Raw genomic sequence first — 25,038 nt, 5'->3', positions numbered from 1 at the left:
TTCAATTTTTCATTATAACAAAATCTCCCATTAATGAAAAGAAAAAGCAAGATTTCTCTCGCTTATATTTCAACAACAACACCAATAAAAACAGGTTTCTTGCCAGTTTCCTTCATAATATATTTCATTGATTGTTCTTTCATCATACTCCTAATTTCAGCAATTTCCATGTCTGGATTATCTTTTAATTGTCCTACAACTTTCTCACATATTTCAATCACATGTTTAATCACATATTCTGAATCTTTAAGATAAACAAATCCTCTTGTCTGACAATCTGTTTGAGCAACAATATCCTTTGTTTCTCTTGATATTGTTAAACCAACAACGACAACACCATCATTAGCAAGTTGAATACGATCATCAATGACCTTTTCTCCAACATCTCCAATACCAATACCATCAATCATCACATCATCTATTTCAAAGACATCTCGTGTATCTAATAAACGTCCATCTTCAAATGTGATACGTTCACCATTATCCATAATGATAATACGTTCATCTGGAATATCCATATCTTTGGCTATTTGCTGATTAAAGATAAAATGCTGATATTCACCTTTCATTGGAATATAGTATTTTGGTTTAAAAATCTGAATAATAACTTTAATATCTTCTTTAGAAGCATGCATTGAAAATAAATCTTTATTTTTCAATAAATGCACATGAGCATCTGTTTTATATAAACCATTATGTGCTTTATTGGCAATCTTTTCAGTTCCTGGTAAAACTGGAGAAGCGACAATAAATGTATCCCCTTTTCTTAATTTTAATAAATCATCGCCACCATCAATAATATCACAAATATCATGATAAATACGTCTAGGACTTCCGCTTAACAAAATAACATAGTTACTATCATATTGAGGCTGTCCAATCTTATCTTTATCTCCCAATAAATGATCTTCAACATTCAAAACAGGTTTTTTAGATCTTTGAGCAATTCTCAATAAAGTATTCGTATTATCATATTTATCACGACCATAAAAGACAATCTGGCGTTTGTATTTTTTTGTCAGCTCAATGATTTCCTGTGTTCTAAAAACATTTTGAGCATAACTTGAAATAATAATTCTTTCATAACTATCTTCAAAAATACGATCAATTTTATTTGTTAATTTGTGATTTGGTGAAGTATAGCCATCATGTTTTGCGCCAGAAGATTCTACTAATAAAGCCAGAACCCCTTTCTTCCCTATTTCCATCATTTTTTGAATATCACATTGAAATTCCTTAGGAGCTCCAAAATCAATAATAAATTCACCACTATAGACAAGATAGCCATGACTTGTCCATAAAGCAACACCAACACTTCCCGGAATAGAATGTGTCACTGGAAAAAATTCAACAGGAACACCTTGAATATCAATCGATGCATTACGATGAACAGGTTGTAAATCCAAATCAATTTTGACACGATTATGACGTTGAAAACGTTCAATCATTTGTTTGATAAGAAGTGCCGTTAAACGTGTTGCATAAACTGGAGCATGAATGATCTGCAATAAATAAGGTAATGCCGCCATAGCATCATCATGACCATGTGTAATAATAATGGCAGCGACCTGATCAGCTCTTTCTTCTAAATATGTAAAACTAGGAATGATGACATCAACACCTAGTTTATCAGAATCAGGAAAACGAAAACCTGAATCGATGATAAAAATCTTATTATTAATTTCAAAACAATACATACTTTTGCCCATTTCGGCTTGTCCGCCCATAGGTATCAATTTTATGACATCATTTTTCATTCTTTCACCCTTTCATTTCATATTGACTCTTTAATATCATTATACATTTGTTTTGCATTTGTGTATAGATTTTTTCAAAAAGTATGAATATCATAACATATTCTCTTTGATGCTTCAAATCATTTTCTGATATTTTTCAATAAGCAGGTTTCATTTTCACTTTAAAATAACGATTTCTCACAATAATGCTCTTATTTTGATATATAATATCATTCATTAAACTTTTTTATATCCCAAGATAAAAGGCTGATATTGTTGATGTAAGAAAGCAGCTTTTAATGTATTGACGACTTTATTCTTATCAGCAATCATACTCTGTGGTTTCTTTTGATAATGATCTTGAAACATCGGAACAAAATAATAATTTTTCTTATTAAACAGAGATAAAAGATGAACACCACTACTAGAAAGAATGTCATTTGAATAAACACCTAAAACAATAGGAATCTGATTACGAACACAAGATTTGACAAGCATCGTTACACAATTATCATTAATCCCCAAATCTATCTTATTCAATGTTGTGGCATCACAAGGATAGACAACAACAGCATCAAGTTGAGGATGAGGACCATAAATTTCGGCTTCTTGAATTGTCGTATGCACTTTTTTACCTGTTATATTCTGAATATGTGATATTAACTCAGAATGTGAATAAAAACGTGTATCCATCTTATAAACATGCGGTGTTACAAATACCTCTACTTCATAGTTTTGACAAAGTTGTTTTAATACATCAAGCATATCATCCATACTACAAAATGAACCCGTTACAGCAAATCCAATTTTATTCATGATTGATTTCCCTTTCTATTTGATCTGCCATCATTTTTCCAGCATAACCATAGGCATATTTACTGGGAATAGATGGTAAAATAATACTGTTGAAACCTTTAGATAAGGCATAATGATGATCGACCCCATAAGGATAGGAAGCTATATCTAGAATCATCATATGAGAATGTGCCTGATCCAAATGCTTAGGAGTGACAATTTGTGATGGAACGGTATTAATCAAAATTTCACAAGACGATAAATCCATATCTTGAAGACAATACGGCTTTGCATGAGCTTTTTTAATATCGTCAAATAACTGATTATTTCTTACACCGACATGAACACAAGCCTGTAAAGCCACTAGTGCTTTGACAATTGCTTTGCCACAATGACCATAACCTAAAACATGAACTTGACTTTGATATAATGGAAAACGACGATGTGAAATCAAATAAGCAAGCATACCTTCAGCTGTTAATAGACTATTTTGATTGATGAAATATTCATCATCCAAAAATGCTTCATATTCAAAATGATATTGTTTACCTAATTCCTCCAAATAACGATTATGCACGATTGTAAAGATTTTTGTATGTGGTTGCAATTGTTTCCATATACTGTCTTCTACCACAATCGTTTCATGATGCAAGAAAAGATGATTTTTGCGATCAACACCCTTCATTCCTAAGTAAATCATCTGACAAAAACGCAAATCACTCCACTCATCTGTGACATAATAACCTTGACGAATCAATTCTTCCATTAATTCCTGTCCACGTAAATCATCATGATTAACAAAAACAAGCATTCCTAGTCACCTCATTTTAAAATATGAATTCTTTTGAATTTGGTGATAGTTTTATGAACAAAAAATATTTTTTTGATTTTCAATCTGTTCATCTAATATTTGCATAAACATAGATAAATGTGGCAAAATATAATCAGATGCTTTCCATACTAATTCCTTTTCATCCTTGATTTCATCTGTTATTTCAAGCTGATAATGGACAACCATAAGATAGTTGTATGTATCTTCATGAACCCCTACTTTGGCTTCCACAATAACATCCTTTATTGTTTGAGATTCTGTTGGTAAAAGATGGCATGTCATATTAATCTTCTTTCCAAAAACTTCCATATCATTCATTAAAATATTCATTTCTTTTAAATTAACTTTCATTTTTTATCCTCCTACTATTTATATATACATTTTTTATGGATTTTTCTTTTTATTTTTGAAAAAAAGTATATAATTTTTTCAAGAGGTGTCATTATGTCTTATTTTTTCATTTTTCTTTTTACTTTTTTTATTGCAACAAGAAAAGATATTATCTACAACAACATTACTGGTGTTTCAACCATTCCCGAATATCACTTTCTTGTGATGATTTATACCATCATCTGTGCTATATTTTTTGCTTATCAGACATATCGCCATTTTCATTATTTATATCATTATCCTTTGTATATTCCTTTTCTTATTGTATTAGCTACACTATCTATGTGTATTGGAAGTATTTGTCCCTATACGAATACACCAACATGGCTATCAACTATTCATGTATATGCCTCTATATCAGCTTCCATTCTTTTTATTTTACTCTTACAAATCTATACACATGAACTCTCACTTCAATTTCCAAATGTTTATCTACAGACACATTGGATTTTTCATGTAGGTTTACAGGTTCTTGTTCTTTTGTTTCTTGTCAGTGGTGCCATTACTGGCATGATAGAAATATTATATGTCTTTTTTATCTGTTTATATCTTTATGCCATTGATCGACAAATGAAAAAAGTAAGTCATATGACTTACTCAGTTAAACAATTTTGGAATAAAAATCATTAAACCAACAATAACAGAAGCCATCGCACTCACCAGCACAGCTCCTGCCGCTGTGTCTTTTGCTGTTTTGGCAAGTGGATGAATTTCTTGTGTACATAAATCAACAACAGCCTCAATAGCTGTATTAACCAATTCTAAAGAAATAACCAAAGCAAACAAAAGAATACAGATAAACCATTCCATAACGGATAAATGAACGATGAAACCACATATCACAACAAACAACATAAAGAGAATATGAATCTTGATATTTCTTTCTTTTTGAATACAATGTATAATTCCCGAAATAGCATAACCTAAACTTTTATAAAATGGATCTTTATGCATAATATTTATATCAAGTTTATGAACTTGATACTTTCCTCCTTCTACAAAAACAATTTTTTTGATATTATCATCTTTTCAAATTATAGCATAGAAAGACAATAGGCTCTAGTTGTTTTACAATAAAAAACTTTCAAATTGGATGAACTTTATAAAATCATTTATAATAACATATATCATCTGCTTTCTATTTTAATAATATATCTTATTTAATGATTCTTATAAAACATAAAAAAAGAATCAACTCATTGAAGAAAGTTGATTCTATAAACCTTGATAAATCAAGGCAATTTACAAATGGCGTCCACGGAGGGATTCGAACCCGCGACCGCACGCTTAGAAGGCGTGTGCTCTATCCAGCTGAGCTACGTAGACATCTGTTTTTCGACTGCTCATATATATTAGCATAACATTTTAGAACATGCAAGAGTTTTTTTACTTTTTTATAAAAAAATTCATATAAAAAAATCAGTATCTCCATGATAGGAAAACCGATTTATCAAAACTTAGTTTTTATGTGTCATTTTCTGAATGAGATGATCCATAACATTACGAGAAATACCTAATCGATGACAAAAATAATCTTTTATGTCTTCCATTGATTTCCCTGCCAGTTCTTTTTCATCAATACCCAATTGAGCCATTGTATCTTTCACTTGATCATACATTTGTGTATTCCCTTGCTGATATTGATTAACCATCTCGTCATAAAATGCTTGAGCATCATTTATTTTTTGATCATCAATTTGATGAAGACGTTCAAATTCTTCGTGAATCTTGTATAATTCATCAACTTCTTCACTATCTAATCCCAGCTCATCAAAAAATTCCCATGCTCTTGAACAAAGATGTTCCAATTCATAACAATAATTTTCTTCATCCAATCCTTCAATGATTTGGAGTTCTTGGCTCAATTCATTCATAAAAGTTTTTTCTTCTTGATTCAATTCTAGATCCTCATAAACATCTCCTGCAAGATCATCAAGAACAATTGAAACATAATAAGCCACTTTTTCATGAATGGTCATCCTTAAATCAATATGTAAGCCCGTCATTTGAGAAAGAATATCCAGAAAAACTTCAGGATCAATGGTTTGACGTCCAAATGCATAACCCCCTTGTGTTGTTTTCACAATTGCTTTTACACTAGGATTTTGATGATGCTTTTCCAACTGTAAACTTTTAATCTCATCAAAGTGAATATGTCCAGTTTGCCCTAACTGAAAATAAAGTGCTTCTGGTGTGATTATCATTCCCTGACTGCCATCTTGTTCTTGACTGGCATCTATAAAAGCAACAACATTCAAGATATCTGGACTTCCATAAGCGTATATAGCATAACTCATTTGAGGTGGCCATTGATCTTTTAAATACAATTGACCATTGACAACTAATTTTTGATCTATATCAAAAGCTATTTTTTCATCTGACATCATGATTCCTCCCATACATTTCATTGAGATATTTTTATACCTTAATGAAAATCACTTTATTTTTGTATCTTTTTTAGACGAAAATCAAGTTTTCCATTATCAATCAATAAAACACCATAACTTCTATCACTACCACCACGTGGTAATGTTGTTGAACCGGGATTAATGTAGTAAAAATCTCCATCCTTTTCAAACATAGGCATATGTGTATGTCCTGAAATCAATACACGACAATGATGTCTGGTTAGAAGATCATTCATTACCAGTTCCCTGTTAAAATATCCAAAATACTGCCCATGTGTAATAAAAATAGGAACTCCTTCTACATTTAAACGCGCTTCTTTTGGCAAATCTAAAGACCAGTCATTATTTCCTTTAACACAAATAAAACCCTCAAGGACTCTGATATCATATGCCTCACTATCGCCACAGTGAACGAAATAATCAGCCCCCTGTTCCTGTTCTTTAACATAGTCTATCATTGATTGATCACCATGATTATCTGACATAATTACAATTTTTTTCATTTTCATCACCTAGACTTTATTATACCAAAAAATTTTACATTTTAATATAATTATAATGAATTTGTGATGTTTCCTTACTTCTGACATTTTCTCCATTAATATAAATTTGCACATCTTCAACATCGTTTAATGATTTTAATGACAAAATCATTAATTCTTCTAAAGTACGATCAATTGTTTCATTATCTAATAAAATATGTGAATCCAATTCCAGTGTTAAAATATGATCTTTTAATGTTGCATCTAACAAATGAATCTTACTATTAATATGATTTAAAATTGTTTTCACTTGAAGAAACAAATCAGCTTGTTCATGAATTCTTAATGTTTTAGGAACATAATAAAGATAATCACCTACAGTCTTTTCTTGATAAACCATAACAGGAATACTTTCATGTAAAAAAGTAGATGCATCTTCAAAATTATTCAATCCTAAATCTTTGGTTAAATGATTTAAAGGAATTGTACTATTAGGTAAATGAGAAATATCTTGACCATCAATCTGTAGATATAACTGCTCAACTTGATCATAATCAGTCAAAACATAAGTCAATGCTTCAATAACGTTGAAATCATTATGCTGGGTATATAAAAAATCATTAAAACTGACAGTTAAAATATGATTATTGAGTTCGATAGATTGAATTTCCAACTGTGCATCAAGAACCGGATATAATCCATAGGTCTGTAATTGGGAAGATTGCATCAGATCTACCTTATTTCGTATATCTGTTTCCATCTCCATTTGATTATGCAGATTAATACTGACTGGTATCAAATCATGATCCTGATCTTGGAAAATAACAGTTTGTATATAAGTTTCATTCGCTTCCTGTTTTTGATCTTGATTTAAATAAAACCATGAAAATGTACTTAAACAAACAATCAAAAGAGCTACGACAACAACCTTCTTATCCATGTTTCCACCTCAAAACAGAATATGATGAAGCCTTTAAAAATATGATAAAAAAAGATTCTCGAAAGAACCTTTTATAAATCAAGATGTTTGACTATAAAATTTTGAAAATCAAAAAAGCCATACGAAGATTGAAAAAACTTTTGAGAATCTCCTGTTGTATATATTTGAATATTTCCAGTACATGATGATTGATTTTCTAATTGATGATTTTTCAAATAAGATGCCACTTCTTGGCAAATAGAGGCACTACTAGAAATATAATCAACATTTGGAAACACTTCTTGAATCTGATTAAGTAAAACAGGATAATGAGTACATCCTAAAATAATCGCGTCAACTTGTTTTTTATAAGCAGATAAGTACTGATTCAATAAATCATGGACACCTGCTTTATATTGTCCAGATTCAATGACTGGAACCAATTGAGGGGTTGCTAATTCATAAACAACAGTATCGGGATTGTATTGTAAAATCATCTGACGATATTTATGAGAGTGAATCGTTGCTTGAGTCGCAATTACCAAAACACGTTGATGATGACGAGCCAGAAATTCATGAACAGTTGAATGAATAACACCCACAATAGGAATACCTTTATATAAATTTTGTAATTCTTCTAAGACATTGGCACTTGTTGTATTACATGCCAGAATAATCATTTTGACATTTTGACTGACAAAATAATCACAAATACGCTTCGTATATTCTAAAAGCTGTGCCTTTGTTTTGTCACCATAAGGACAATGTGCATTATCACCAATATAAATCATATTTTCCTGTGGAAATTGGTGTAGCATATAGTCTAAAACTGTGAGTCCTCCAACTCCTGAATCAAAAACACCGATTGGATTATCCATATTTATTCTCCTTCATTTTGTAATTGATATTCTTCTAAAGTTAATTGGGAATCATGTAGTGATTTGGCTAACGATTTGCCAACATATCGATAAATATGGGCGTCATAGGCATGGTTAGTAATGGATGCTTTACGTTGAGGATATCTTAATATAAATCCATACTCATAAGCATGTTCTTCTAACCACTGTGCCATTTCTGTTTGAGCAAATTCCTGATAAGGCAACTGTGATTGAGTCACTTCAATTGTTAAACCAAGTTGCGCCTCACAATATCCCATTTCATCATCTTTCAATGTTTGTGGTGATTGATAGGCTCCACGTAATAAGAAACCTTTGTATTCTTTACTTAAATCATTATAAAGTTTTAAAAGTGCATTATAGGCATCTTTTTGTAGATACATTGTATAATTGATTCTTGGAATATCTTGTACCAGAATCAATTCTTTAGGTTCATATTGACCAATATAATTTTGTTTATTCACTAAAGTATCCAGTTCATAAGGATTAAAAACAATATGCACATCAGATGACAAAGTTGTTGTCAATAAGTTCATTAATGTCTGTTGATTATAAGCTTGTGTCAACATCTTCATGATTTGACTGATCTGTTGTAAATCTTCATAACCTTTGCTTTGTAGATAGAGAATATATTCTTCACTATCTTGGACAAAAGAGTAATCATTTTGTTGATATAATGTTTTTACAGAAGTATAAATATCAATATAATCAAAATGAAAATTATCTGTATTTAAAAAAGCTTCTTCTAATGCATTATGTACAAGTATTTTAGCCTGATCATAGGCTTGTTGATGATAGAGATATTCTAAACGTGTTGCAAGAGAATTGCCTGTTTCTAAAATATCTTCAGTATTGTCATAACGATTTGTCCCTTTTAATAAATTATAATATTGATAATTGACAAGTTGAAAATCATCATACTCTATATATTGAATAAACAAATCAATAGATATTTGATTATCTATTAAATATTCCTGTTCATCTTCACTTAAATATTTTTCTATTAAAACACGATTGTCATTATTAACGCCATTGACACGATAAAATTTGTCAAAATGAAGATTGACTACATAAAAAGAACAGCCAAATAAAATAATAATTACAAGAAATAAGTGCCATGTTTTTAATTTCATGCCATCACCCTTTCTGGACTATTATAATACATATTGTTTTATTTTTAAAGGGAAGAAAAGAAATTGATTCCTAAAAATCAATTTCTTTCATTTTCATCAATTCTAAAACTGCTTGTATACGTGATTCTACTCCCAGCTTTTGAATAACATTTGAAATATGATTACGAACTGTCTTTTCACTAATATATAGTTTTTCAGCAATATCCTTTGTCGTATAAGATTGTATTAAGAGTGTAAAAATTTGTTTTTCACGTTTTGTTAATAAGGAATGCATTATATCCCTCCCACAATAATATATGTCAAAGGGCTATGAGCTGTGCTCATCTGGATGTAAAGATTGAAAAAGTTCTTGAGCCACCTTATCAGGTAAAACTTCTTTAAGCTGTTCTAAAGAAGCTTCTTTCATACGTTTTACACTTTTAAAATGATGCAATAATTGTTGTTTACGTTTAGGACCAATACCTTCTATTTGATCTAAAGTTGATGCAAACAATGATTTAGAACGTACATTTTTATGGAAGCTAATAGCATAACGATGCACCTCATCTTGCATACGTGTTAATAAAAAGAATAATTCACTTTTAGGATGAATAGAAATAGGATGTCCTTCTGTATCTAATAACATTGCTGTTGAATGCTTATCATCTTTAGCCAAACCATAAACAGGAATAGACATACCTAAAGCATCTATCACTTCTTTAGCTGCATGAATCTGTCCCAGTCCCCCATCAACAATAATCATGTCCGGTGGTGTCAGATTTTCCATAAGCACACGATAATAACGTCGATAGATTACCTCACGCATACTGCCATAATCATCTGGACCTTCTACTGTTTTAATTTTAAACTTACGATAATCTTTTTTAGAAGGTACACCATCTTTAAAACAAACCATTCCTGCCACAGCATAAGCTCCTTGAATATTTGAGTTATCAAAGAGTTCAATGATATGAGGAGGATGAGGCATTTGTAATAACTCTCCTAATTGTTGAATAGCTCCTAAAGTTGCGGCTTCATTTTTTTCCATAAGCTGAAATTTTTTTTCTAATGATTCTTTTGCATTTTCAATAGCCATCTGAACTAATGAAGCTTTATTTCCTTTTTGAGGTTTTAAAATTTTACATTCAATAATTTGTGACAATAAATCAATATCCATATCCAAAGGCACTAAAATTTCTTTTGGAAGTGTGTTATTTTGATAAAAAGATACCATAAACTGTTGTAAACTTTCTTGAACATGGTCTTCAATAGGAATCAGATTTAAATCTCGTGATAACAGTTTTCCATGACGCATGAAAAATAACTGTATACTCAAATAGCCATGATCTACATAATAACCAAGAATATCTCGATCAACCTGATCATTAAATTGAACATGCTGTTTTGCTGTGACATAACGAATATGAGAAATGAGGTCACGATACTCCTTAGCCTGTTCAAAATTCAATTGTTCACTGGCTTGATTCATTTTTTCTGTCAATTCATTGACTTTTTCTTTGATATCTCCATTTAATAATTTGGTAATTGATTTTTTGATATCATTATAGATTTCAACATCTACTTCTTGAATACATGGAGCCAGACATTGTCCTAACGAATAATAAAGACAAGGCTTCTTAGGAATGTGATTACATTTACGTAATGGATAAAGACGATTGAGTAATTTATATGTTTCTCTGGCTGCTGTCGCATCTGGAAAAGGTCCAAAATGTTTGGCTTTTCTTTCTTTAGCATTACGTACAATTCTTAATCTTGGGTGAGTTTCATTTGTCATTTGAATATATGGATAATAAGTATTATCCATGAACATAATATTGTATTGTGGTGAATAGTCTTTAATTAAATTAATTTCCAATAATAGAGCTTCTTTTTCACTATCTGTCACAATATAATCAAAATCTACAATTTCACTCACAAGTTTTGTTGTTTTATAATTATGTACACCTACAAAATAAGAATGGACACGATTTTTTAATTTTTTAGCTTTACCAACATAAATAACTGTCCCCTCTTTATTTTTCATAAGATAACATCCAGGCGAAGATGGTAATAAAGAGAGTTTATTTTTAATGAAATCATTCATTATTCAAAATACACCAACGTAGCTCCTAATCCGCCTTCATTAGGACCCCCATCACGATATGAAACGACATGCTTGTTTTTATCCAATAAGCGACGCACCCCTTTACGTAATGTTCCTGTTCCCATACCATGAATAATACGTACATGTGGATACCCTAAAACAAGAGCATCATCTAAAAACTTATCAACCAGACTCATCGCTTCCTCATATCTTTTCCCAATAATATTCAATTCATAAGTTCCTGTTTTTGATACTGTTGATTTTTTCACTTTGGCCTTTTCGACTTTTTTCACCTTTGTTTGAGGATGTAAATAAAGCACCTCATCTTCATGTAATTTCACATTCAACCCGGATAAAGAAACCATAATCATATGATTCTTTAAGATTTCAACAATATCTCCTTCTCTATTCATTTTCAAAACACGTACATGATCACCAACATGTAAGGCATGTTGCTGCTTATAAACAACATCTTGTTGAACATATTTTAACTGATCTAAATCATGTTTTGTTTGAATGATTTCATGTTGTTTCATTGTCGATTGCTTCATTGTATCCAAAATATCTTGAACATCTGTTTTGGCTTTTTCAACAATATCATTGGCCTCATCTTTTGCCTTTTGCAACATCTGATCTTTTTGATGTTCCCATTGATGCAAAGCATGTTCATATTGTTTTTTGAGTTGCATTGCTTCCTGCATACTCTTTTGTAAATCTTGTTCTTTTTGTTCTAAAAGAGTTTCTTTTGACTGTAATAATTCCATCAGTTTTTCATGTTCACTCATTGCCTCATTTTTAATTTCTCGAGCTTTTTGGATGATTTCATGATCTAACCCTAATAGTTCAGCAATCTCAATCGCATAAGATTGTCCAATACTCTCTAATTGAAGATGATATGTGGGTTTCATGGCCTGTAAATCAAAACCAACGGCTGCCATTAAAATTTCAGAATGTTCACTGGCAAAAGTCTTTAAACGTCCATAATGGGTTGACGTCAAAACAAAAGAATGTATATCTATAAAACGTGATAAAATAGCTTGAGCTAAACTCTCCCCTTCCTGTGGATCTGTTCCTGAACCAATTTCATCTAAAATGACTAAACTTGAAGATGTCGCCTTATGAAGAATATCAATCATCTTCATCATATGACTAGAAAAAGTGGAAAGCGACTGTTCAATAGATTGTTCATCACCCAAGTCGACATAAATTTGATCAAACAATGGAATTGTTGCTTCACGAGCCGGAACAGGTAAACCACAAATAGCCATAAAAGAGAGTAACCCCGCTGTTTTTAAGGTCACCGTCTTCCCACCTGTGTTACTTCCGGTAATTAATAAGACACGATGATTTTTTAAAATAATATCATTGGCTACAACTTTATCCTGATCAATACAAGGATGTCGGGCTTCTAAAAGAGAAAGTTCGTTTCCATCTTTTTGAATAACAGGACGAACACAATGATAGAGCACACCAAATTGAGCTTTCGCAAAAATAAAATCAAGTTCACTCAATAATTCTAAATTAAAATGAAAATGATAATAATGATTTTTAACAAGCTGTGAAAGCTGATAAAGAATACGTCTGATTTCTTCTTTTTCCTGAGCTTCATATAAATTGATTTGATTATTCATTCCAACTACTTCAGCCGGTTCAATATAAACTGTCTGACCAGTAGCACTTTGAGCATGAATAAGCCCCTGTATCTGATTTTTATGACTTGACTGCACTGGCAAGACCAGGCGATTATTACGTGTTGTCATCTGATCAATAGATAAATAATCACGACTTTCTTTTACGAGATGTTCCATGCGTGAACGCATTTGACTTTGTAAATTTTTAATCTGACGTCGAATATGTAAAAGTTGAGGACTGGCCTGATCATTAATTGTTCCATCTAAAGCAATACATCTTGTGATTTCATCACGAAGATGCGGTTGATCAACCAAACCTTCATAAAGATCTTTTAAAAATCGCACGGTTATTTCACTATTTTGAAAATAATTCTGGACATGCATGACGCATTCAAGATGAGCTTGAACCAATAAAAGTTCTTCACCTGTCAATGTTCCATCACGATTGGCTTTTTTTAAACTTGAAGTCATATCAGTAAGACCACCCAATGGTAATCGACCGAGTCGTTCAATAAACTGCATTGCTTCTTCAACTTTATCCAAAGCTTCATGAAGTTCTTCTTCATCATCAAACATTTGTAAAGATTGTATTTTATCTTTTCCAAGTGTTGAAGCACAGTAATGAAGCAATTGTTCTTGAATTTTGTTCATTTCTAATGTTTCATAGATTGTTTTCATATTGTCACATCCTTATCTGAGATAAAAAATCTTGAATTTGCTGAGGTGAATAATGGGCATTTTCTAATAAATTTTTGAGTTGTTCAAACTGCGATGCATTAAGCTCAATAGATTGTCCATTGGATTGAAAAATATGTTTTTCAAAAATCTTTAAAGCCTCCTGTTCATCAATTATATCAAAAGTTAAAGCCTGTAATGTAAGCCTTGCTAGAATATCTTGTGAGTAGGTTTCCATATTTTGATTTTCTTGTAATAGATCAGTCATATCTAAAACAGTCTGACTGACACTTGGAACCATGTCTACAATCTTTTGAGCCAAAAAAGATTGTTCGATCATTGTTCGTCCCTGTGGATAAAAAGGAACAACAAGAAAAATAAGAACCAGATAAAGCGTGATGATTCCTTCTAAAACATGGCTGATAAGGCCAAGCAAACGATCAAGTAAAGATGTCAAGGCTAAAGAATGCATGATTCCTTTGAGTGCTGGTTTAACAAAGACACCAATCACTTTTTTGATGATCATCAATGCAATAAAAAGAATAAATCCAACAATCAGACGATTAATCATATGACCTATCATGGACGCAATAAAATCACTTTGATCACAAGAATAGATGGTCCATATGGAAGCCAATGGATCACTTAATAAATAAACCAGAAACAAAACTAATAAAAAACTGATAATATCATAGAGCTGTACAATAAAACCTTTTCTATAGCCAAAAATCGCACATATCAGTAAAAAGGCGACACAAAGTATATCAATAAAAGAAAAATTCAAGAAAAACCCTCCTTATAAACGCCGATATTATAACATTTGAAAAATGTTCTGTCAAAATTAACAAAATTATGTTAAAATAATAATGAGGTGATTAACGTGGAGCCAATTATACTAAAAGTTGAACAAAGTACATTGGAAAAAATGAAAAAATATTATGATAGTCAAATGGTTCCAGTTGATGACACAGACCTTGTATTTAAAGCCCACGCTATTGGTTGTGATATTATTGCCAAAAATAATCAGACGGTTGAGTTTTTAGGTTCTAATGCTATTCAGGAGGCCAAACACTGGTCTAAGAAGATTGCAAAAAAATTAGCCACTATAACCACAGATACTGATGATGTCTTTCCATACCATCATATTGGATGTGCAGAAACCGGCTCAACAGATTATTTAGGTCCTATATGTGTTGTATCATGTTATGTTCAAGAAAAAGATATTGCCCTCTTAAAAGAATTAAAAATAGATGATATAACAACTTTAAGTAATCGAGAAATCATTCAATGTGCAAAACTTATTAAAGACCAGCTCATCTATAGTTTATTGATTTTAGATAATTCTCATTATAATAAAATGATTAATGATGGTTTTAATCAGGCTAATATTAAATCTAAACTCTACAATCAGGCAACTGTCAATGTCATGCAAAAAGTGAAACAGAATGTAAAAGTAAAAGTCATCAATCAGTTTGTTTCCCCAAAAACATATTTTAATTATTTAAAAAATGAAGTGATTGTTGTTAAAGACTTAATGTTTGTGACTGAGGCTGAAAAGAAATACATGGCAGTGTTGGCAGCTGAAATTTTATCACGATATGCTTATTTACAATATTTTGCCAATATGTCAAAAAGTTTAAAGATGAACTTAGTTCGTGGTACGAGTTCTCAAGTCGATCTAGTGGCTGCAAAAATTGCAGCAAAATATGGTCAAAATATTTTAACAAAAGTCGTCAAGCTTAATTTTACAAATACAAAACGTGTCAAAGCGTTGTTGAAAGAACAGTAAGAATGGGTGACCATTCTTTTTTATTATAGTCAAAAACTAAAAAGATATAAGAAAAAGCTATTTGTTGATATAAACTCACAAATAGCTTTTTTAACTTATTTGATTTCAATATCAAATGGAGTCATCTTTTGATAAACAACTCCAGCCGCATCCAGCATACGTTTAGCTGCACGATCACTCGGTGTATCGTTGTATTTATCATCTTCATAAATAATTTTTTGAATACCACTTTGAATAATAGCTTTGACACATTCATGGCATGGAAATAAGGATACATAAATACGACAACCTTTTAAATTCTGAATACTATTTAAAATAGCATTTAATTCAGCATGAACAACGTATGGATATTTGGTATCATACATATCCCCTTCTCTGTTGCCCCAGGGAAACTGCGTATCTTCACATCCCCAAGGCAATCCATTATAACCGACACCGACAATTTTATTTTCAGCATTCACAATACATGCACCGACTTGCGTATTAGGATCTTTAGAACGATAAGCAGATAGTTTTGCAATTCCCATAAAATACTGATCCCAGCTAATAACTGTTGACATTCATTATCCCTCCATTTCCTGACGTAACTGTTCTAATTTTTCTACAAAATAATCTGGCAGATCACTTTCAAAATACATTTCTTTTTGTGTTCTCGGATGAATAAAACCTAAAATTTTAGCGTGAAGATATTGTCCATGTGATGTATCATCACGTCTTAAACCATATTGAGGATCACCATAAACAGGATGACCAATGTACTGCATATGAACACGAATCTGATGTGTACGTCCTGTTTCCAGACGACATTCAACTAAACACATATCACGAAAACGCTCAATAACCTGAAAATTCGTAATGGCTTCCTTCGCATTTTTATCAGTACATGTCATTTTTTGACGATCATGAGAGTCACGTCCAATAGGGGCTTCAATACGTCCAAATTCATGTGGAATTAAACCATGTACCAATGCCTGATAACGTCTGATAACCGTATGTTCCTGTAACTGTTCACTTAAACTCTGATGAGCCATGTCATTTTTAGCAACCATCAATAAGCCACTTGTTTCCTTATCGATACGATGAACAATACCAGGACGCATAACACCATTAATACCAGATAAATCTTGACAATGGTACAACAAAGCATTGACCAGTGTTCCTGAATAAATGCCTGGTGAAGGATGAACAATCATACCACTTGGTTTATTCACAACGATAACGTCCTGATCTTCATAAACAATATCTAATGGAATATTTTCTGGTAAAACATCCATATTCTCTGGTTCAGGATTTTCAATGAGGCATTGATCACCTGTTTCAACTTTATAACTTGCTTTGATAACACAATCATTGACACGAACATGGTTTTGACGAATAAGCTGTTGAACCTGAGTTCTTGACATATCTTTTAAATACAACATCAATAATTTATCAATTCTTTGTCCCTGATTGGTTTCATCTACTGTGATTTTGATAATTTCCATGCTTTATACTCCTCTATACCTATTTCTAAAATAACCAGTGCCATTCCTATTGTAATTGCCATATCTGCAACATTAAAAATAGGAAAGTTATATCCAAAAATAATAAAATCAATAAAATCTCTGACATAGCCAAAAGCCAGACGATCAATCAAATTACCAATCAATCCGCCAAATACCAGAACCAATCCAAAACGTGTTAATTTTTGATAAGATTCAGATTTCATAAAATAATAAATAATACCTATGGCAGCAACCACTGACACAATTAAAAATAAACTGATTTTTCCTGCTAACATTCCCCATGCTGCTCCTGTATTATGAGCATATGTAAAATAGAAGAAATTATCAATAATCGCATAACTACCACCTAAAGATAATGTATGATCGACAATAATCTTTGTCACCTGATCACCTATGACAATCACTAAAAATGCAACAAGATACAATATGAGAGTCTGATATGTTAATTTCATTTTTTTCATTCTTTATCACCAACAACTATTATAAGCAAAATTCATTCATAAAGCAAAGAAAAAAAGCATAGATATGCTTTTTAAAGAATAAAAATAACAATTGCCAGATAATGGAATAAAGACCCCATAATCACAAAGATATGAAAAAGTTCATGAAAACCAAAATGAATCGTTAAATTAGGCTTTTTAAAAATATAAATAAATGCTCCTATAGAATAAGCAATACCACCACAAGCAATCAAAATCAGACAAGGCAAAGAAATACCTTGAAATGACTGAAAATCAAAAAGAATAGACCATCCAAGTATTAAATAAATAGCTGTTGCGATAGCTCTTGGCGCATTCAACCAGCAGATTTTTAAAATAATCCCAATAATCGCAACACACCATAAAACAGCTAAAAAATAATAAGCATGGGGTTGTGGCATACAAGCCATGACAACAGGTGTATATGTGCCAACAATTAAGACATAAATCATAGAATGATCTAATTTTCTTAAAATCGTCTTGATTTTTTGATGACCACTAAAAAAATGATAAATGGAACTTGCGCTATATAATGCTATTAAAGATAATCCAAAAATAATCGCTGCCCATAATATAGCTGGTGACGTTTCTTTTTGAATACCAATCACAATCATGACTAATAATCCAACCAAAGAAAGACATGCACCAATAAAATGTGTTTCACTACTAATGGGATCCATAGCTTTTTGAAACAACTTATTCATAATATCAACTCCTTTTAATATAGTATTAAATACTACTTTATATATTTATTATATTTTATTTTGTTCATTTGTCAACGAGATATTGTTATTTTCTATAAATTCATGTATAGTATTTATGAGGTGATTTGATGAATAACGAAAAACTTAATGAAATTTTAAATCAAATTGAAGATATGAGTCATTTAAAATCAGAGGACATTCCTTCTTTAGATCTATATATGGATCAGATTATGACTTTATTTGATGTCAATCTCGCTGATAACAAACGACATGAAGATGATAAACTTCTAACCAAGACAATGATTAATAACTATTCTAAAGAAGGATTATTAAAACCAATCAAAGGAAAGAAATATTCAAAGAATCATATTTTACAGATGTTATTGATTTATTCTTTAAAAAATACTATTTCTATTCAAGAAATAAAAAAAGTATTACAGCCATTTCATGATCATATGGAAGAAATTGAACCTATATATAATGATTATCTTAACATCACTAAAGAACTCTTTCATGATGTCACAACATCCACAGAAAAACTTATTGAACAGCATCAGATGAATTTAGATGATTCTCATCATATGGTTGTCTTATTATTATTGATTTGTTCCTTAAGCAATCAATATAAAATGATTGCTGAAAAAATGTTAGATACGTTTTATAATAACGATGAAGAAAAATAAAACCAAAGGTGAACTTACCTTTGGTTTTTTACATCAAAAAGACAATTGCGATAAAATGTAAAATACTGGCACAGTTAATAAAGAGATGCCATACAAAATGGAAAAACTTTTTATGTTTTGCATAAAAGAAGACACCAATAGAATACATAACGCCTCCCAGTACAATGAAAAAGAGAAACCAGAATGAGGAATGAATTAAAAAAGGAATAAAAATGACTGCAATCCATCCCATCACAAGATAAATAGCTGTTGATAGAATAGGAAAAGCTCTTTTGGAAATTGCCTTCAACAATATACCTGCTAGAACAGCTGACCATTGAATGACAAGAATCAAGATACCAACCCATCCTTTCACGACACATAAAGCAACAGGTGTATAGCTACCAGCAATGGCAAGATAGATACATATGTGATCAAGCTTTCTAAAAATATATTTTTGCTGAGAATCATATGCCATACTATGATAAATGGTTGAAATTAAAAACATTAAAAATAAACAAATGATAAAAATAGAAACACCAACACTACGAACGACACCACCTCTTAAATAGGAATAAACTGATACAAATGGTAAAACAAATAGACATAACAAAGCCATAACCCCATGACTGACAGCATTTCCTACTTCTTCTCCAAAAGTCAGTTTAAACATATCTTTCATCGTTTTTTCTTTCATTGCAATCACACTCCCCTATTTATCAAGAATACCTACCTGTTTTAATAAAAATTGTCCATTACTAGACTGAGATACCCCTTTTTTGATTTTATAGTCAAAACATATGTGTTCATCTTGATAATATTCATCAAAATGATAGTTTTGTTTTTTCAGTTGTCCCAGTTCTAAATCGTGAGTTGTTAAAAATGTATAGGCAAAAGGTAAGGACAATTTTTCAATTGTTGCTTTTGCTCCGGCTATACGATCCAAAGAATTCGTTCCTTTGAAAATCTCATCAATAAAACAAATCATAGGCTGTTGTTTTTTAGCATATTCAATCATTTCCTTAATACGCAAAAGTTCTCCATAAAATGTGGAAATTCCTTCTTCTACATTATCTTTCACACGCATAGATGTCATCATATGCATAGGTGAACAGCTTAACGACTTTCCAAAAACAAAGCCACCTGCATAAGCCAATACAAGATTTAAGCCGATGCTACGCATAAATGTTGTTTTACCAGACATATTAGAACCAGTAATGACACATAAGGAATCACTCATTTCAAAATCATTGCCAACAACTTGTTGAGGATCAATCAAAGGATGACATAAATGGGTAAAAACGAGTGTTTTTTCTTTTTGTATTTCTGGCAAGACAACATCAAATTGATCTATTTTTAAAACTGATAAACTCATTAAAGATTCAAATTTTGCTAGTACCTCAAACCATACCGGAATAGCGTGTTGATATTGTTTAAGCCATTGTGCATATTGATAATGAATGTAGAAATCAAATAAACCTAATCCATTCAAGATGATAAAAGCAAAAATATTATGACGATATATGACTTTTTGACTAATACTTGAAAGCTGATGAATTGCCAAAACAACATCTTCCTGTTCAGTTAACTGTTTTTGTAGTTTTTGTAAATAATCTGATGTGAATAAGTTATTCACAATTTGTGCATAACATTGTGAATAACTTTCTAAACCTGTGGATAAGTATGCAATGGGTTCAAATAATGCTTGATGTCTAAAGTAAAAGAAAAAGGCAATACATAACTGTAAAACAACACCTGCTTCTAAAATAATCTGACTATAAGGCATGAACCAGTGAAAACAAACACAAAGCAAACTTAGACAGACAATCAAAGGGAAAAGGAATAGAAAAGGCGATATAGAAGAAACAGACTGATTTTGAATACTGTACAACCAATTTTCTATACTATCCTTTTTTTGACGCGGAATCAATGATCCCAGTGTTTCTAGCTGAATCACTAATTTTGGATGATTAGCTAATTCCTTTACTGCCTCTTGACGTTCTTTCATATCTTCAAAACAATGATCATTTATCAGGTCACTAGCAAGTTGTTTTTTCCCTTGCGATGTAAAAGCAAGACATATCATCTGATATAAAGAATTTTTTCCTAATATATCTAAATCAAAACTCTTGTAATCATGTTCATCTAGAAATGTATTACCACATTCTTCAAAATCTTTCCATTTTCCTTTTTGACGCTGAAGATGTTTTAAATAAACCTGTTGGAGAGCATTGATATAAATATCTTGCTTTTTATATCGATGATGCACCTTGACAACAATCAAAAAAGCAATCAAAGCAACTCCTGCTAATCCATAACATACATTTTGCCAAAAATATCCCAGTAACAAAAAAACAATAACCAAAATAAACAATAAAAAACGAATCAATGATAAAATATTACAACAGTGATGTATATGCATACTTTTTTTATGTGTTATATCATATTTTGTTTGAAAATCTATAAAACTCATAATTCCTCCTTTGCTTGTTTTTCCAATATTACAACTTCTTCATGACCCCAATATGAACATGCTATTTCTTGAAATCCCATCGCTTTCCAAAAAGATAACCCATTTTTATTTTGTACTAAACAAGCCAATTGCAATGTATGCGTTGGATATTGCTTACAAAGATGTGTAATGATTTGTTTTCCATAATGACGATGCCATAAACTTTCTTCAACCATAAAAAGACCAATCCATAAATAATGAGAATCATGTTTCATAGAAAAACGATAGCCAATCATATAATCAAGATATGCAATCATTTGATGATTTTCATATATTTTACAATGATAGTGATCATCTTCACAAAATCCTTCTGGTCCTTGCATATCTTCTTGAATAAATTGATAAGTAATGTCTTGATGAAAAAGTGAGAAATAAGATTTTTGACGTTGATAAAAATGATAAAGTTCTTCATCACATTGATTGATAAACTGATAATGCATAAAATGAATCCCCCTAAAAAGAAAAAACACGATTTATATCGTGTTATCCTAAAAATATGAAATATAATAAAACAACAATACCTAAAACAATACGATACCATCCAAAAACTTTAAAATCATGTTTTTTAATATAATCCATTAAAAACTTAATCACAAAAACAGAAACAACAAAAGCAACAATCATGCCAACAACCAAAATAATAGCTTCATGCATTGTAAAGGCAAAACCAAATTTCACAATTTTTAATAAAGATGCTCCAAACATAACAGGAATGGCTAAAAAGAATGTAAATTCAGCTGCCACTGTTCTTGACACCCCTAATAACAAGGCACCAACAATTGTTGCTCCAGAACGAGATGTTCCTGGGAAAATAGCTGCAATCAACTGAAACACACCAATTAATAAAGCAGTCTGTATTGTAATATTACGTAAAGAATGTATACGACTACGTTGATGGGCATTACGATTTTCAATGAGAATAAAAGCAATCCCAAAAACAATCAAGGCAATGGATACAGTCTGATAATTATAGAATATAGCTTCCAACTGTTCATCAAAAAGGACACCTACCACAGCTGCCGGAATACAAGCAACAAGTATCTTAATCCATAATATAACTTTATCTACTTTTACATAAGATAAAATTCCTTCTTTGGCTAAAGGATATGGGTTATCCTTTTTCCCAAATGGAAAGAAATCATTCCAAAACAAAATAACAACAGCCATAATTGCCCCTAATTGAATAACGACCTGAAACATGCTATAAAATTCGGGACTGACATCTAATTGAATAAATTCATCTAATAAAATCATATGTCCAGTACTACTGATTGGTAACCATTCTGTAATTCCTTCAACAATACCAAACAATATTGCTTTTAAAATTTCAATCATTACTCACCCTCCTGATTGATTCACTATACCTGTATTACTATATATGAATTCTTCACATTTGTATATGCTTTTTGTTAAAATTTATGAAATTTTGTATAGAAATGAATCATGAAACACGAGATAAAGAAATAAGTGATTCAATATGCCTTGTTTGTATATTATGACTAGTTGGTTTTGATATGTATTGGTGTAACTGACTACTTCATAATATACATTGTAATACCTGACTTTGGTATCCAGCATTAAAACATAGTGATAGTTTAACTGAAAACAGTAGTAATCTTTTAATTGATCACTACTGTTTTTTTATACTTTATAGTTGAATATTTGCTTTATCTGTCTTTCTGTCAGGTAATAATTTGTTAGTGGTAATTTTGTCATTTGCTCAAATTCTTTTATGAATTTGCTCGATGCTGTCACGTTAATATATTTACTTTCTCCTTTTACTGCCTTAAAACTTTTTGCAAATTTTATGATTTCCTGAGTACTGTATTTGTTATCCAAGACTTTGAACTGGAATATTCTTTCCAGTAACACTGTCAAATAACATATCAAAAAATGTCCTTTTATACTGTTTTCTTTTTGCAGGAATACTGGTCTGGCATCTAAATCGGATTTCATTATTCTAAATGATTCTTCTATTCTCCATAAATTATGATAGGTATTATAGATGTCTATTGATTTCATATCTGTTTCTGATGTAATCAATAGATTATAGCCTGCTAGTTCAAGTTCCTTTTTTATGATGTCCTCATTGATTGTTGCTTTTGCTTTTTCTCCATTTTCATCAGTAAAATTAACGTATTTTCCCAGATCTCCATATTCAGATTTTTTTGCTTGGCTGTAACATAATTTTTTTGCTTTTTCAACTTGTCTATTGATTTCATATCTTTTTTTAGATGCAAGTTTTGGATTATAAGTCACTACTCGTTTCTCAGTAAAATATATTGTCTTCTTTTTTCCGTCAATCTCTATACGATAAGGAAATTTATCAATGCATGACTTATATTTATATAATAATGCACCCTCATCATTTTTTATTTCTTTCCAGTCTTCATTATCTAATAATACCCACTTTTTTTCTTTTTCAGGTAGAGTCTTGACGGATTTAGAAAATAAATAACCATCTCCATTTTCTTTAGAAAAAGCAATGTTTTGAGTACAGTTCAGTCCTTTATCAGCTACATGTATAGTTTTTCCTGCGATTTGATTTTTCTTTTTAAGGCCTTGAATCACGTCCCTTAAAATCGGCTTTTCACTTTCATTGCCAGGAAACAACTTCATGCCAATAGGGATCTGATTGGCATCCAGCAATAGACCCAAACTAACAATAGGATCTTTTCTATTTTCTTTTGAAGGACCTTTACGTCTGAAATCATCTTCTCTGTCAATTTCAAAATAGAAATTAGTACAGTCAAAATAAGTTTTTGAAGTATTGATATTATAGACTTTCTTCATCTGTTCATTAAAAATCTCAATAAACTTGCCATAATCATTGCCCATAAATGCAAGACCGTCTAGAAGCTGGTCATAAGAAAAATGAGCGGTATCTTTCAATTGAGGAAGAACTTCATGAAAAGTTTTATGTTTACTGCAGGGATTCACAAGACGAGCATAGATCAGAGAAGAAAGCAGTTCATACAGATCAAATTCAAAAGAATTGGAAAGATTGAAATAATCAACATATTTTTTAATATTCATTTTATTCATTAAAGAAACAAAAGGAAAATAACCAAGATAAAGTTCAGGGGAAACAGTGGAGATTTTAGGAACACCTTCATTTTTGCGCTGACTGTTCAGTTCATCAACTTCCTTCTGGAAGTGGGCGATAGGATCTTTGATGCCTTTGGCTTTCCATGTTTCAACAGAAGCAAGAGATTTATAGGTACGATGGGCAGCACCACGCTTTTCATGAGAATAGAAACTTTCAACGATAGAGAGATAAGTCCTGCCCTTTAAAGTAGTTTTTTTAAGAAAATAAGCCATAAAAATACCTCCAAAATATATAACACTACTATCACTATTAATATTATAACATAAAAAATAATTTAAAAAAATACAAATACACAAAA

At 31.1% G+C, this 25,038-nt stretch carries 26 protein-coding genes and 1 tRNA gene; 3 read left to right on the top strand and 24 right to left on the bottom strand.

The annotated features are described in order from the left end of the window. Nucleotides 1–62 precede the first annotated feature (62 nt). From ACGHJ8_RS06950 to ACGHJ8_RS06935, 4 genes are all read right to left on the bottom strand, one after another. The gene (locus ACGHJ8_RS06950) at nt 63–1,757 is read right to left on the bottom strand and encodes a ribonuclease J (protein ID WP_087359478.1); all 1,695 of its coding nucleotides are present in this window, start codon (nt 1,755–1,757) and stop codon (nt 63–65) included. Between the two features lie 216 nt (nt 1,758–1,973). Continuing rightward, nucleotides 1,974–2,552, bottom strand: a complete 579-nt coding sequence (locus ACGHJ8_RS06945) for a dipicolinate synthase subunit B (protein WP_211964629.1) — start codon at nt 2,550–2,552, stop codon at nt 1,974–1,976. Beyond that, nucleotides 2,545–3,342, bottom strand: a complete 798-nt coding sequence (locus ACGHJ8_RS06940; RefSeq protein ID WP_390542390.1) for a hypothetical protein — start codon at nt 3,340–3,342, stop codon at nt 2,545–2,547. Before ACGHJ8_RS06940 ends, ACGHJ8_RS06945 begins: the two co-directional genes overlap by 8 nt. 51 nt (nt 3,343–3,393) lie before the next feature. Continuing rightward, nucleotides 3,394–3,714, bottom strand: a complete 321-nt coding sequence (locus ACGHJ8_RS06935; RefSeq protein WP_087359473.1) for a hypothetical protein — start codon at nt 3,712–3,714, stop codon at nt 3,394–3,396. A 93-nt stretch (nt 3,715–3,807) separates the two neighbouring features. Here ACGHJ8_RS06935 and ACGHJ8_RS06930 point away from each other — a divergent pair, with 93 nt between their 5' ends. Continuing rightward, nucleotides 3,808–4,383 (top strand): hypothetical protein, encoded by a 576-nt coding sequence (locus tag ACGHJ8_RS06930; RefSeq protein WP_390542388.1) that lies wholly within the window; start codon nt 3,808–3,810, stop codon nt 4,381–4,383. On the opposite strand, the gene ACGHJ8_RS06925 is transcribed toward ACGHJ8_RS06930, so the two are convergent. The 11 genes from ACGHJ8_RS06925 to ACGHJ8_RS06875 all read right to left on the bottom strand — a co-directional run bounded on the left by ACGHJ8_RS06925 (nt 4,351) and on the right by ACGHJ8_RS06875 (nt 14,764). Continuing rightward, nucleotides 4,351–4,707, bottom strand: a complete 357-nt coding sequence (locus ACGHJ8_RS06925) for a diacylglycerol kinase family protein (protein WP_390542386.1) — start codon at nt 4,705–4,707, stop codon at nt 4,351–4,353. The two genes, ACGHJ8_RS06930 and ACGHJ8_RS06925, sit on opposite strands and share 33 nt — an antisense overlap. Before the next feature lie 295 nt (nt 4,708–5,002). Next, nucleotides 5,003–5,079: transfer RNA gene (locus ACGHJ8_RS06920), tRNA-Arg, on the bottom strand. Between the two features lie 131 nt (nt 5,080–5,210). Further along, nucleotides 5,211–6,137 carry a hypothetical protein gene (locus ACGHJ8_RS06915; protein ID WP_390542384.1) on the bottom strand — a complete coding sequence of 309 codons (927 nt, stop codon included), beginning with the start codon at nt 6,135–6,137 and terminating at the stop codon, nt 5,211–5,213. Between the two features lie 56 nt (nt 6,138–6,193). Beyond that, entirely contained in the window at nt 6,194–6,664 is a 471-nt protein-coding gene (locus ACGHJ8_RS06910) for a metallophosphoesterase (protein WP_087359465.1), read from the bottom strand. Between the two features lie 34 nt (nt 6,665–6,698). Then, entirely contained in the window at nt 6,699–7,583 is an 885-nt protein-coding gene (locus ACGHJ8_RS06905; protein WP_390542382.1) for a GerMN domain-containing protein, read from the bottom strand. Nucleotides 7,584–7,654: 71 nt separating this feature from the next. Next, on the bottom strand, nt 7,655–8,440 hold the full coding sequence (gene murI / locus ACGHJ8_RS06900) for a glutamate racemase (protein ID WP_390542380.1): 786 nt from the start codon (nt 8,438–8,440) through the stop codon (nt 7,655–7,657). Between the two features lie 2 nt (nt 8,441–8,442). After that, complete coding sequence (locus tag ACGHJ8_RS06895) at nt 8,443–9,591, bottom strand: M15 family metallopeptidase (protein ID WP_390542378.1); 1,149 nt, start codon at nt 9,589–9,591, stop codon at nt 8,443–8,445. A gap of 70 nt (nt 9,592–9,661) precedes the next feature. After that, on the bottom strand, nt 9,662–9,865 hold the full coding sequence (locus ACGHJ8_RS06890) for a LuxR C-terminal-related transcriptional regulator (protein WP_087359457.1): 204 nt from the start codon (nt 9,863–9,865) through the stop codon (nt 9,662–9,664). Between the two features lie 33 nt (nt 9,866–9,898). Then, complete coding sequence (gene uvrC, locus ACGHJ8_RS06885) at nt 9,899–11,674, bottom strand: excinuclease ABC subunit UvrC (RefSeq protein ID WP_390542376.1); 1,776 nt, start codon at nt 11,672–11,674, stop codon at nt 9,899–9,901. Then, complete coding sequence (locus ACGHJ8_RS06880; protein WP_390542374.1) at nt 11,674–13,983, bottom strand: endonuclease MutS2; 2,310 nt, start codon at nt 13,981–13,983, stop codon at nt 11,674–11,676. The genes uvrC and ACGHJ8_RS06880 overlap by 1 nt, the downstream gene beginning before the upstream one ends. A 4-nt stretch (nt 13,984–13,987) precedes the next feature. Further along, nucleotides 13,988–14,764, bottom strand: a complete 777-nt coding sequence (locus ACGHJ8_RS06875) for a CvpA family protein (protein ID WP_390542372.1) — start codon at nt 14,762–14,764, stop codon at nt 13,988–13,990. A gap of 96 nt (nt 14,765–14,860) precedes the next feature. Between ACGHJ8_RS06875 and rnhC the strand changes: the two genes are divergently transcribed. Beyond that, nucleotides 14,861–15,769 carry a ribonuclease HIII gene (gene rnhC / locus ACGHJ8_RS06870; RefSeq protein ID WP_087359449.1) on the top strand — a complete coding sequence of 303 codons (909 nt, stop codon included), beginning with the start codon at nt 14,861–14,863 and terminating at the stop codon, nt 15,767–15,769. Between the two features lie 95 nt (nt 15,770–15,864). On the opposite strand, the gene ACGHJ8_RS06865 is transcribed toward rnhC, so the two are convergent. The 4 genes from ACGHJ8_RS06865 to ACGHJ8_RS06850 all read right to left on the bottom strand — a co-directional run bounded on the left by ACGHJ8_RS06865 (nt 15,865) and on the right by ACGHJ8_RS06850 (nt 18,457). Further along, nucleotides 15,865–16,329: a dCMP deaminase family protein gene (locus ACGHJ8_RS06865; RefSeq protein WP_087360120.1), complete on the bottom strand. Its 465-nt coding sequence runs from the start codon at nt 16,327–16,329 to the stop codon at nt 15,865–15,867. Between the two features lie 3 nt (nt 16,330–16,332). Next, nucleotides 16,333–17,253 (bottom strand): RluA family pseudouridine synthase, encoded by a 921-nt coding sequence (locus tag ACGHJ8_RS06860; RefSeq protein WP_390542370.1) that lies wholly within the window; start codon nt 17,251–17,253, stop codon nt 16,333–16,335. Beyond that, the gene (gene lspA, locus ACGHJ8_RS06855) at nt 17,229–17,735 is read right to left on the bottom strand and encodes a signal peptidase II (protein ID WP_087360126.1); all 507 of its coding nucleotides are present in this window, start codon (nt 17,733–17,735) and stop codon (nt 17,229–17,231) included. Before lspA ends, ACGHJ8_RS06860 begins: the two co-directional genes overlap by 25 nt. Nucleotides 17,736–17,806: 71 nt before the next feature. Then, entirely contained in the window at nt 17,807–18,457 is a 651-nt protein-coding gene (locus ACGHJ8_RS06850; RefSeq protein ID WP_205088743.1) for a hemolysin III family protein, read from the bottom strand. Between the two features lie 128 nt (nt 18,458–18,585). On the opposite strand from ACGHJ8_RS06850, the gene ACGHJ8_RS06845 reads away from it, so the two are divergent. Next, nucleotides 18,586–19,140 carry a DUF1836 domain-containing protein gene (locus ACGHJ8_RS06845; RefSeq protein WP_390542368.1) on the top strand — a complete coding sequence of 185 codons (555 nt, stop codon included), beginning with the start codon at nt 18,586–18,588 and terminating at the stop codon, nt 19,138–19,140. Nucleotides 19,141–19,168: 28 nt separating this feature from the next. Here the strand turns inward: ACGHJ8_RS06845 and ACGHJ8_RS06840 are convergent, their stop codons facing one another. From ACGHJ8_RS06840 to ACGHJ8_RS06820, 5 genes are all read right to left on the bottom strand, one after another. Further along, nucleotides 19,169–19,816, bottom strand: a complete 648-nt coding sequence (locus ACGHJ8_RS06840; RefSeq protein WP_087360134.1) for a hemolysin III family protein — start codon at nt 19,814–19,816, stop codon at nt 19,169–19,171. A gap of 15 nt (nt 19,817–19,831) precedes the next feature. After that, nucleotides 19,832–21,592 carry a hypothetical protein gene (locus tag ACGHJ8_RS06835; RefSeq protein ID WP_390542365.1) on the bottom strand — a complete coding sequence of 587 codons (1,761 nt, stop codon included), beginning with the start codon at nt 21,590–21,592 and terminating at the stop codon, nt 19,832–19,834. Continuing rightward, complete coding sequence (locus ACGHJ8_RS06830; protein ID WP_087360140.1) at nt 21,589–22,071, bottom strand: GNAT family N-acetyltransferase; 483 nt, start codon at nt 22,069–22,071, stop codon at nt 21,589–21,591. The genes ACGHJ8_RS06835 and ACGHJ8_RS06830 overlap by 4 nt, the downstream gene beginning before the upstream one ends. 43 nt (nt 22,072–22,114) lie before the next feature. Beyond that, nucleotides 22,115–22,966, bottom strand: a complete 852-nt coding sequence (locus tag ACGHJ8_RS06825) for an undecaprenyl-diphosphate phosphatase (RefSeq protein WP_390542363.1) — start codon at nt 22,964–22,966, stop codon at nt 22,115–22,117. 306 nt (nt 22,967–23,272) lie between these two features. Next, the gene (locus tag ACGHJ8_RS06820) at nt 23,273–24,952 is read right to left on the bottom strand and encodes an IS1634 family transposase (protein ID WP_390542361.1); all 1,680 of its coding nucleotides are present in this window, start codon (nt 24,950–24,952) and stop codon (nt 23,273–23,275) included. Nucleotides 24,953–25,038: the final 86 nt, after the last annotated feature.

The organism is Massiliimicrobium timonense (assembly GCF_042850985.1).
Lineage (GTDB): Bacteria > Bacillota_I > Bacilli_A > Erysipelotrichales > Coprobacillaceae > Allocoprobacillus.
The sequence above is the reverse complement of the archived record's forward strand: the minus strand, read 5'-3'. Positions and strand labels throughout refer to the sequence as shown.

What these genes read in the sequence shown, in the direction of transcription:
- ACGHJ8_RS06910 (WP_087359465.1), bottom strand. Translation starts at nt 6,664, where the DNA reads ATGAAAAAAATTGTAATTATGTCAGATAATCATGGTGATCAATCAATG.
- murI (WP_390542380.1), bottom strand. Translation starts at nt 8,440, where the DNA reads ATGGATAATCCAATCGGTGTTTTTGATTCAGGAGTTGGAGGACTCACA.
- ACGHJ8_RS06835 (WP_390542365.1), bottom strand. Translation starts at nt 21,592, where the DNA reads ATGAGTTTTATAGATTTTCAAACAAAATATGATATAACACATAAAAAA.
- ACGHJ8_RS06845 (WP_390542368.1), top strand. Translation starts at nt 18,586, where the DNA reads ATGAATAACGAAAAACTTAATGAAATTTTAAATCAAATTGAAGATATG.
- ACGHJ8_RS06820 (WP_390542361.1), bottom strand. Translation starts at nt 24,952, where the DNA reads ATGGCTTATTTTCTTAAAAAAACTACTTTAAAGGGCAGGACTTATCTC.
- ACGHJ8_RS06860 (WP_390542370.1), bottom strand. Translation starts at nt 17,253, where the DNA reads ATGGAAATTATCAAAATCACAGTAGATGAAACCAATCAGGGACAAAGA.
- ACGHJ8_RS06890 (WP_087359457.1), bottom strand. Translation starts at nt 9,865, where the DNA reads ATGCATTCCTTATTAACAAAACGTGAAAAACAAATTTTTACACTCTTA.
- ACGHJ8_RS06865 (WP_087360120.1), bottom strand. Translation starts at nt 16,329, where the DNA reads ATGTCAACAGTTATTAGCTGGGATCAGTATTTTATGGGAATTGCAAAA.
- ACGHJ8_RS06830 (WP_087360140.1), bottom strand. Translation starts at nt 22,071, where the DNA reads ATGCATTATCAGTTTATCAATCAATGTGATGAAGAACTTTATCATTTT.
- ACGHJ8_RS06935 (WP_087359473.1), bottom strand. Translation starts at nt 3,714, where the DNA reads ATGAAAGTTAATTTAAAAGAAATGAATATTTTAATGAATGATATGGAA.
- uvrC (WP_390542376.1), bottom strand. Translation starts at nt 11,674, where the DNA reads ATGAATGATTTCATTAAAAATAAACTCTCTTTATTACCATCTTCGCCT.
- ACGHJ8_RS06825 (WP_390542363.1), bottom strand. Translation starts at nt 22,966, where the DNA reads ATGATTGAAATTTTAAAAGCAATATTGTTTGGTATTGTTGAAGGAATT.
- ACGHJ8_RS06940 (WP_390542390.1), bottom strand. Translation starts at nt 3,342, where the DNA reads ATGCTTGTTTTTGTTAATCATGATGATTTACGTGGACAGGAATTAATG.
- ACGHJ8_RS06895 (WP_390542378.1), bottom strand. Translation starts at nt 9,591, where the DNA reads ATGAAATTAAAAACATGGCACTTATTTCTTGTAATTATTATTTTATTT.
- ACGHJ8_RS06840 (WP_087360134.1), bottom strand. Translation starts at nt 19,816, where the DNA reads ATGAAAGAAAAAACGATGAAAGATATGTTTAAACTGACTTTTGGAGAA.
- ACGHJ8_RS06925 (WP_390542386.1), bottom strand. Translation starts at nt 4,707, where the DNA reads ATGCATAAAGATCCATTTTATAAAAGTTTAGGTTATGCTATTTCGGGA.
- ACGHJ8_RS06850 (WP_205088743.1), bottom strand. Translation starts at nt 18,457, where the DNA reads ATGAATAAGTTGTTTCAAAAAGCTATGGATCCCATTAGTAGTGAAACA.
- ACGHJ8_RS06905 (WP_390542382.1), bottom strand. Translation starts at nt 7,583, where the DNA reads ATGGATAAGAAGGTTGTTGTCGTAGCTCTTTTGATTGTTTGTTTAAGT.
- ACGHJ8_RS06915 (WP_390542384.1), bottom strand. Translation starts at nt 6,137, where the DNA reads ATGTCAGATGAAAAAATAGCTTTTGATATAGATCAAAAATTAGTTGTC.
- ACGHJ8_RS06930 (WP_390542388.1), top strand. Translation starts at nt 3,808, where the DNA reads ATGTCTTATTTTTTCATTTTTCTTTTTACTTTTTTTATTGCAACAAGA.
- ACGHJ8_RS06950 (WP_087359478.1), bottom strand. Translation starts at nt 1,757, where the DNA reads ATGAAAAATGATGTCATAAAATTGATACCTATGGGCGGACAAGCCGAA.
- ACGHJ8_RS06880 (WP_390542374.1), bottom strand. Translation starts at nt 13,983, where the DNA reads ATGAAAACAATCTATGAAACATTAGAAATGAACAAAATTCAAGAACAA.
- ACGHJ8_RS06945 (WP_211964629.1), bottom strand. Translation starts at nt 2,552, where the DNA reads ATGAATAAAATTGGATTTGCTGTAACGGGTTCATTTTGTAGTATGGAT.
- lspA (WP_087360126.1), bottom strand. Translation starts at nt 17,735, where the DNA reads ATGAAAAAAATGAAATTAACATATCAGACTCTCATATTGTATCTTGTT.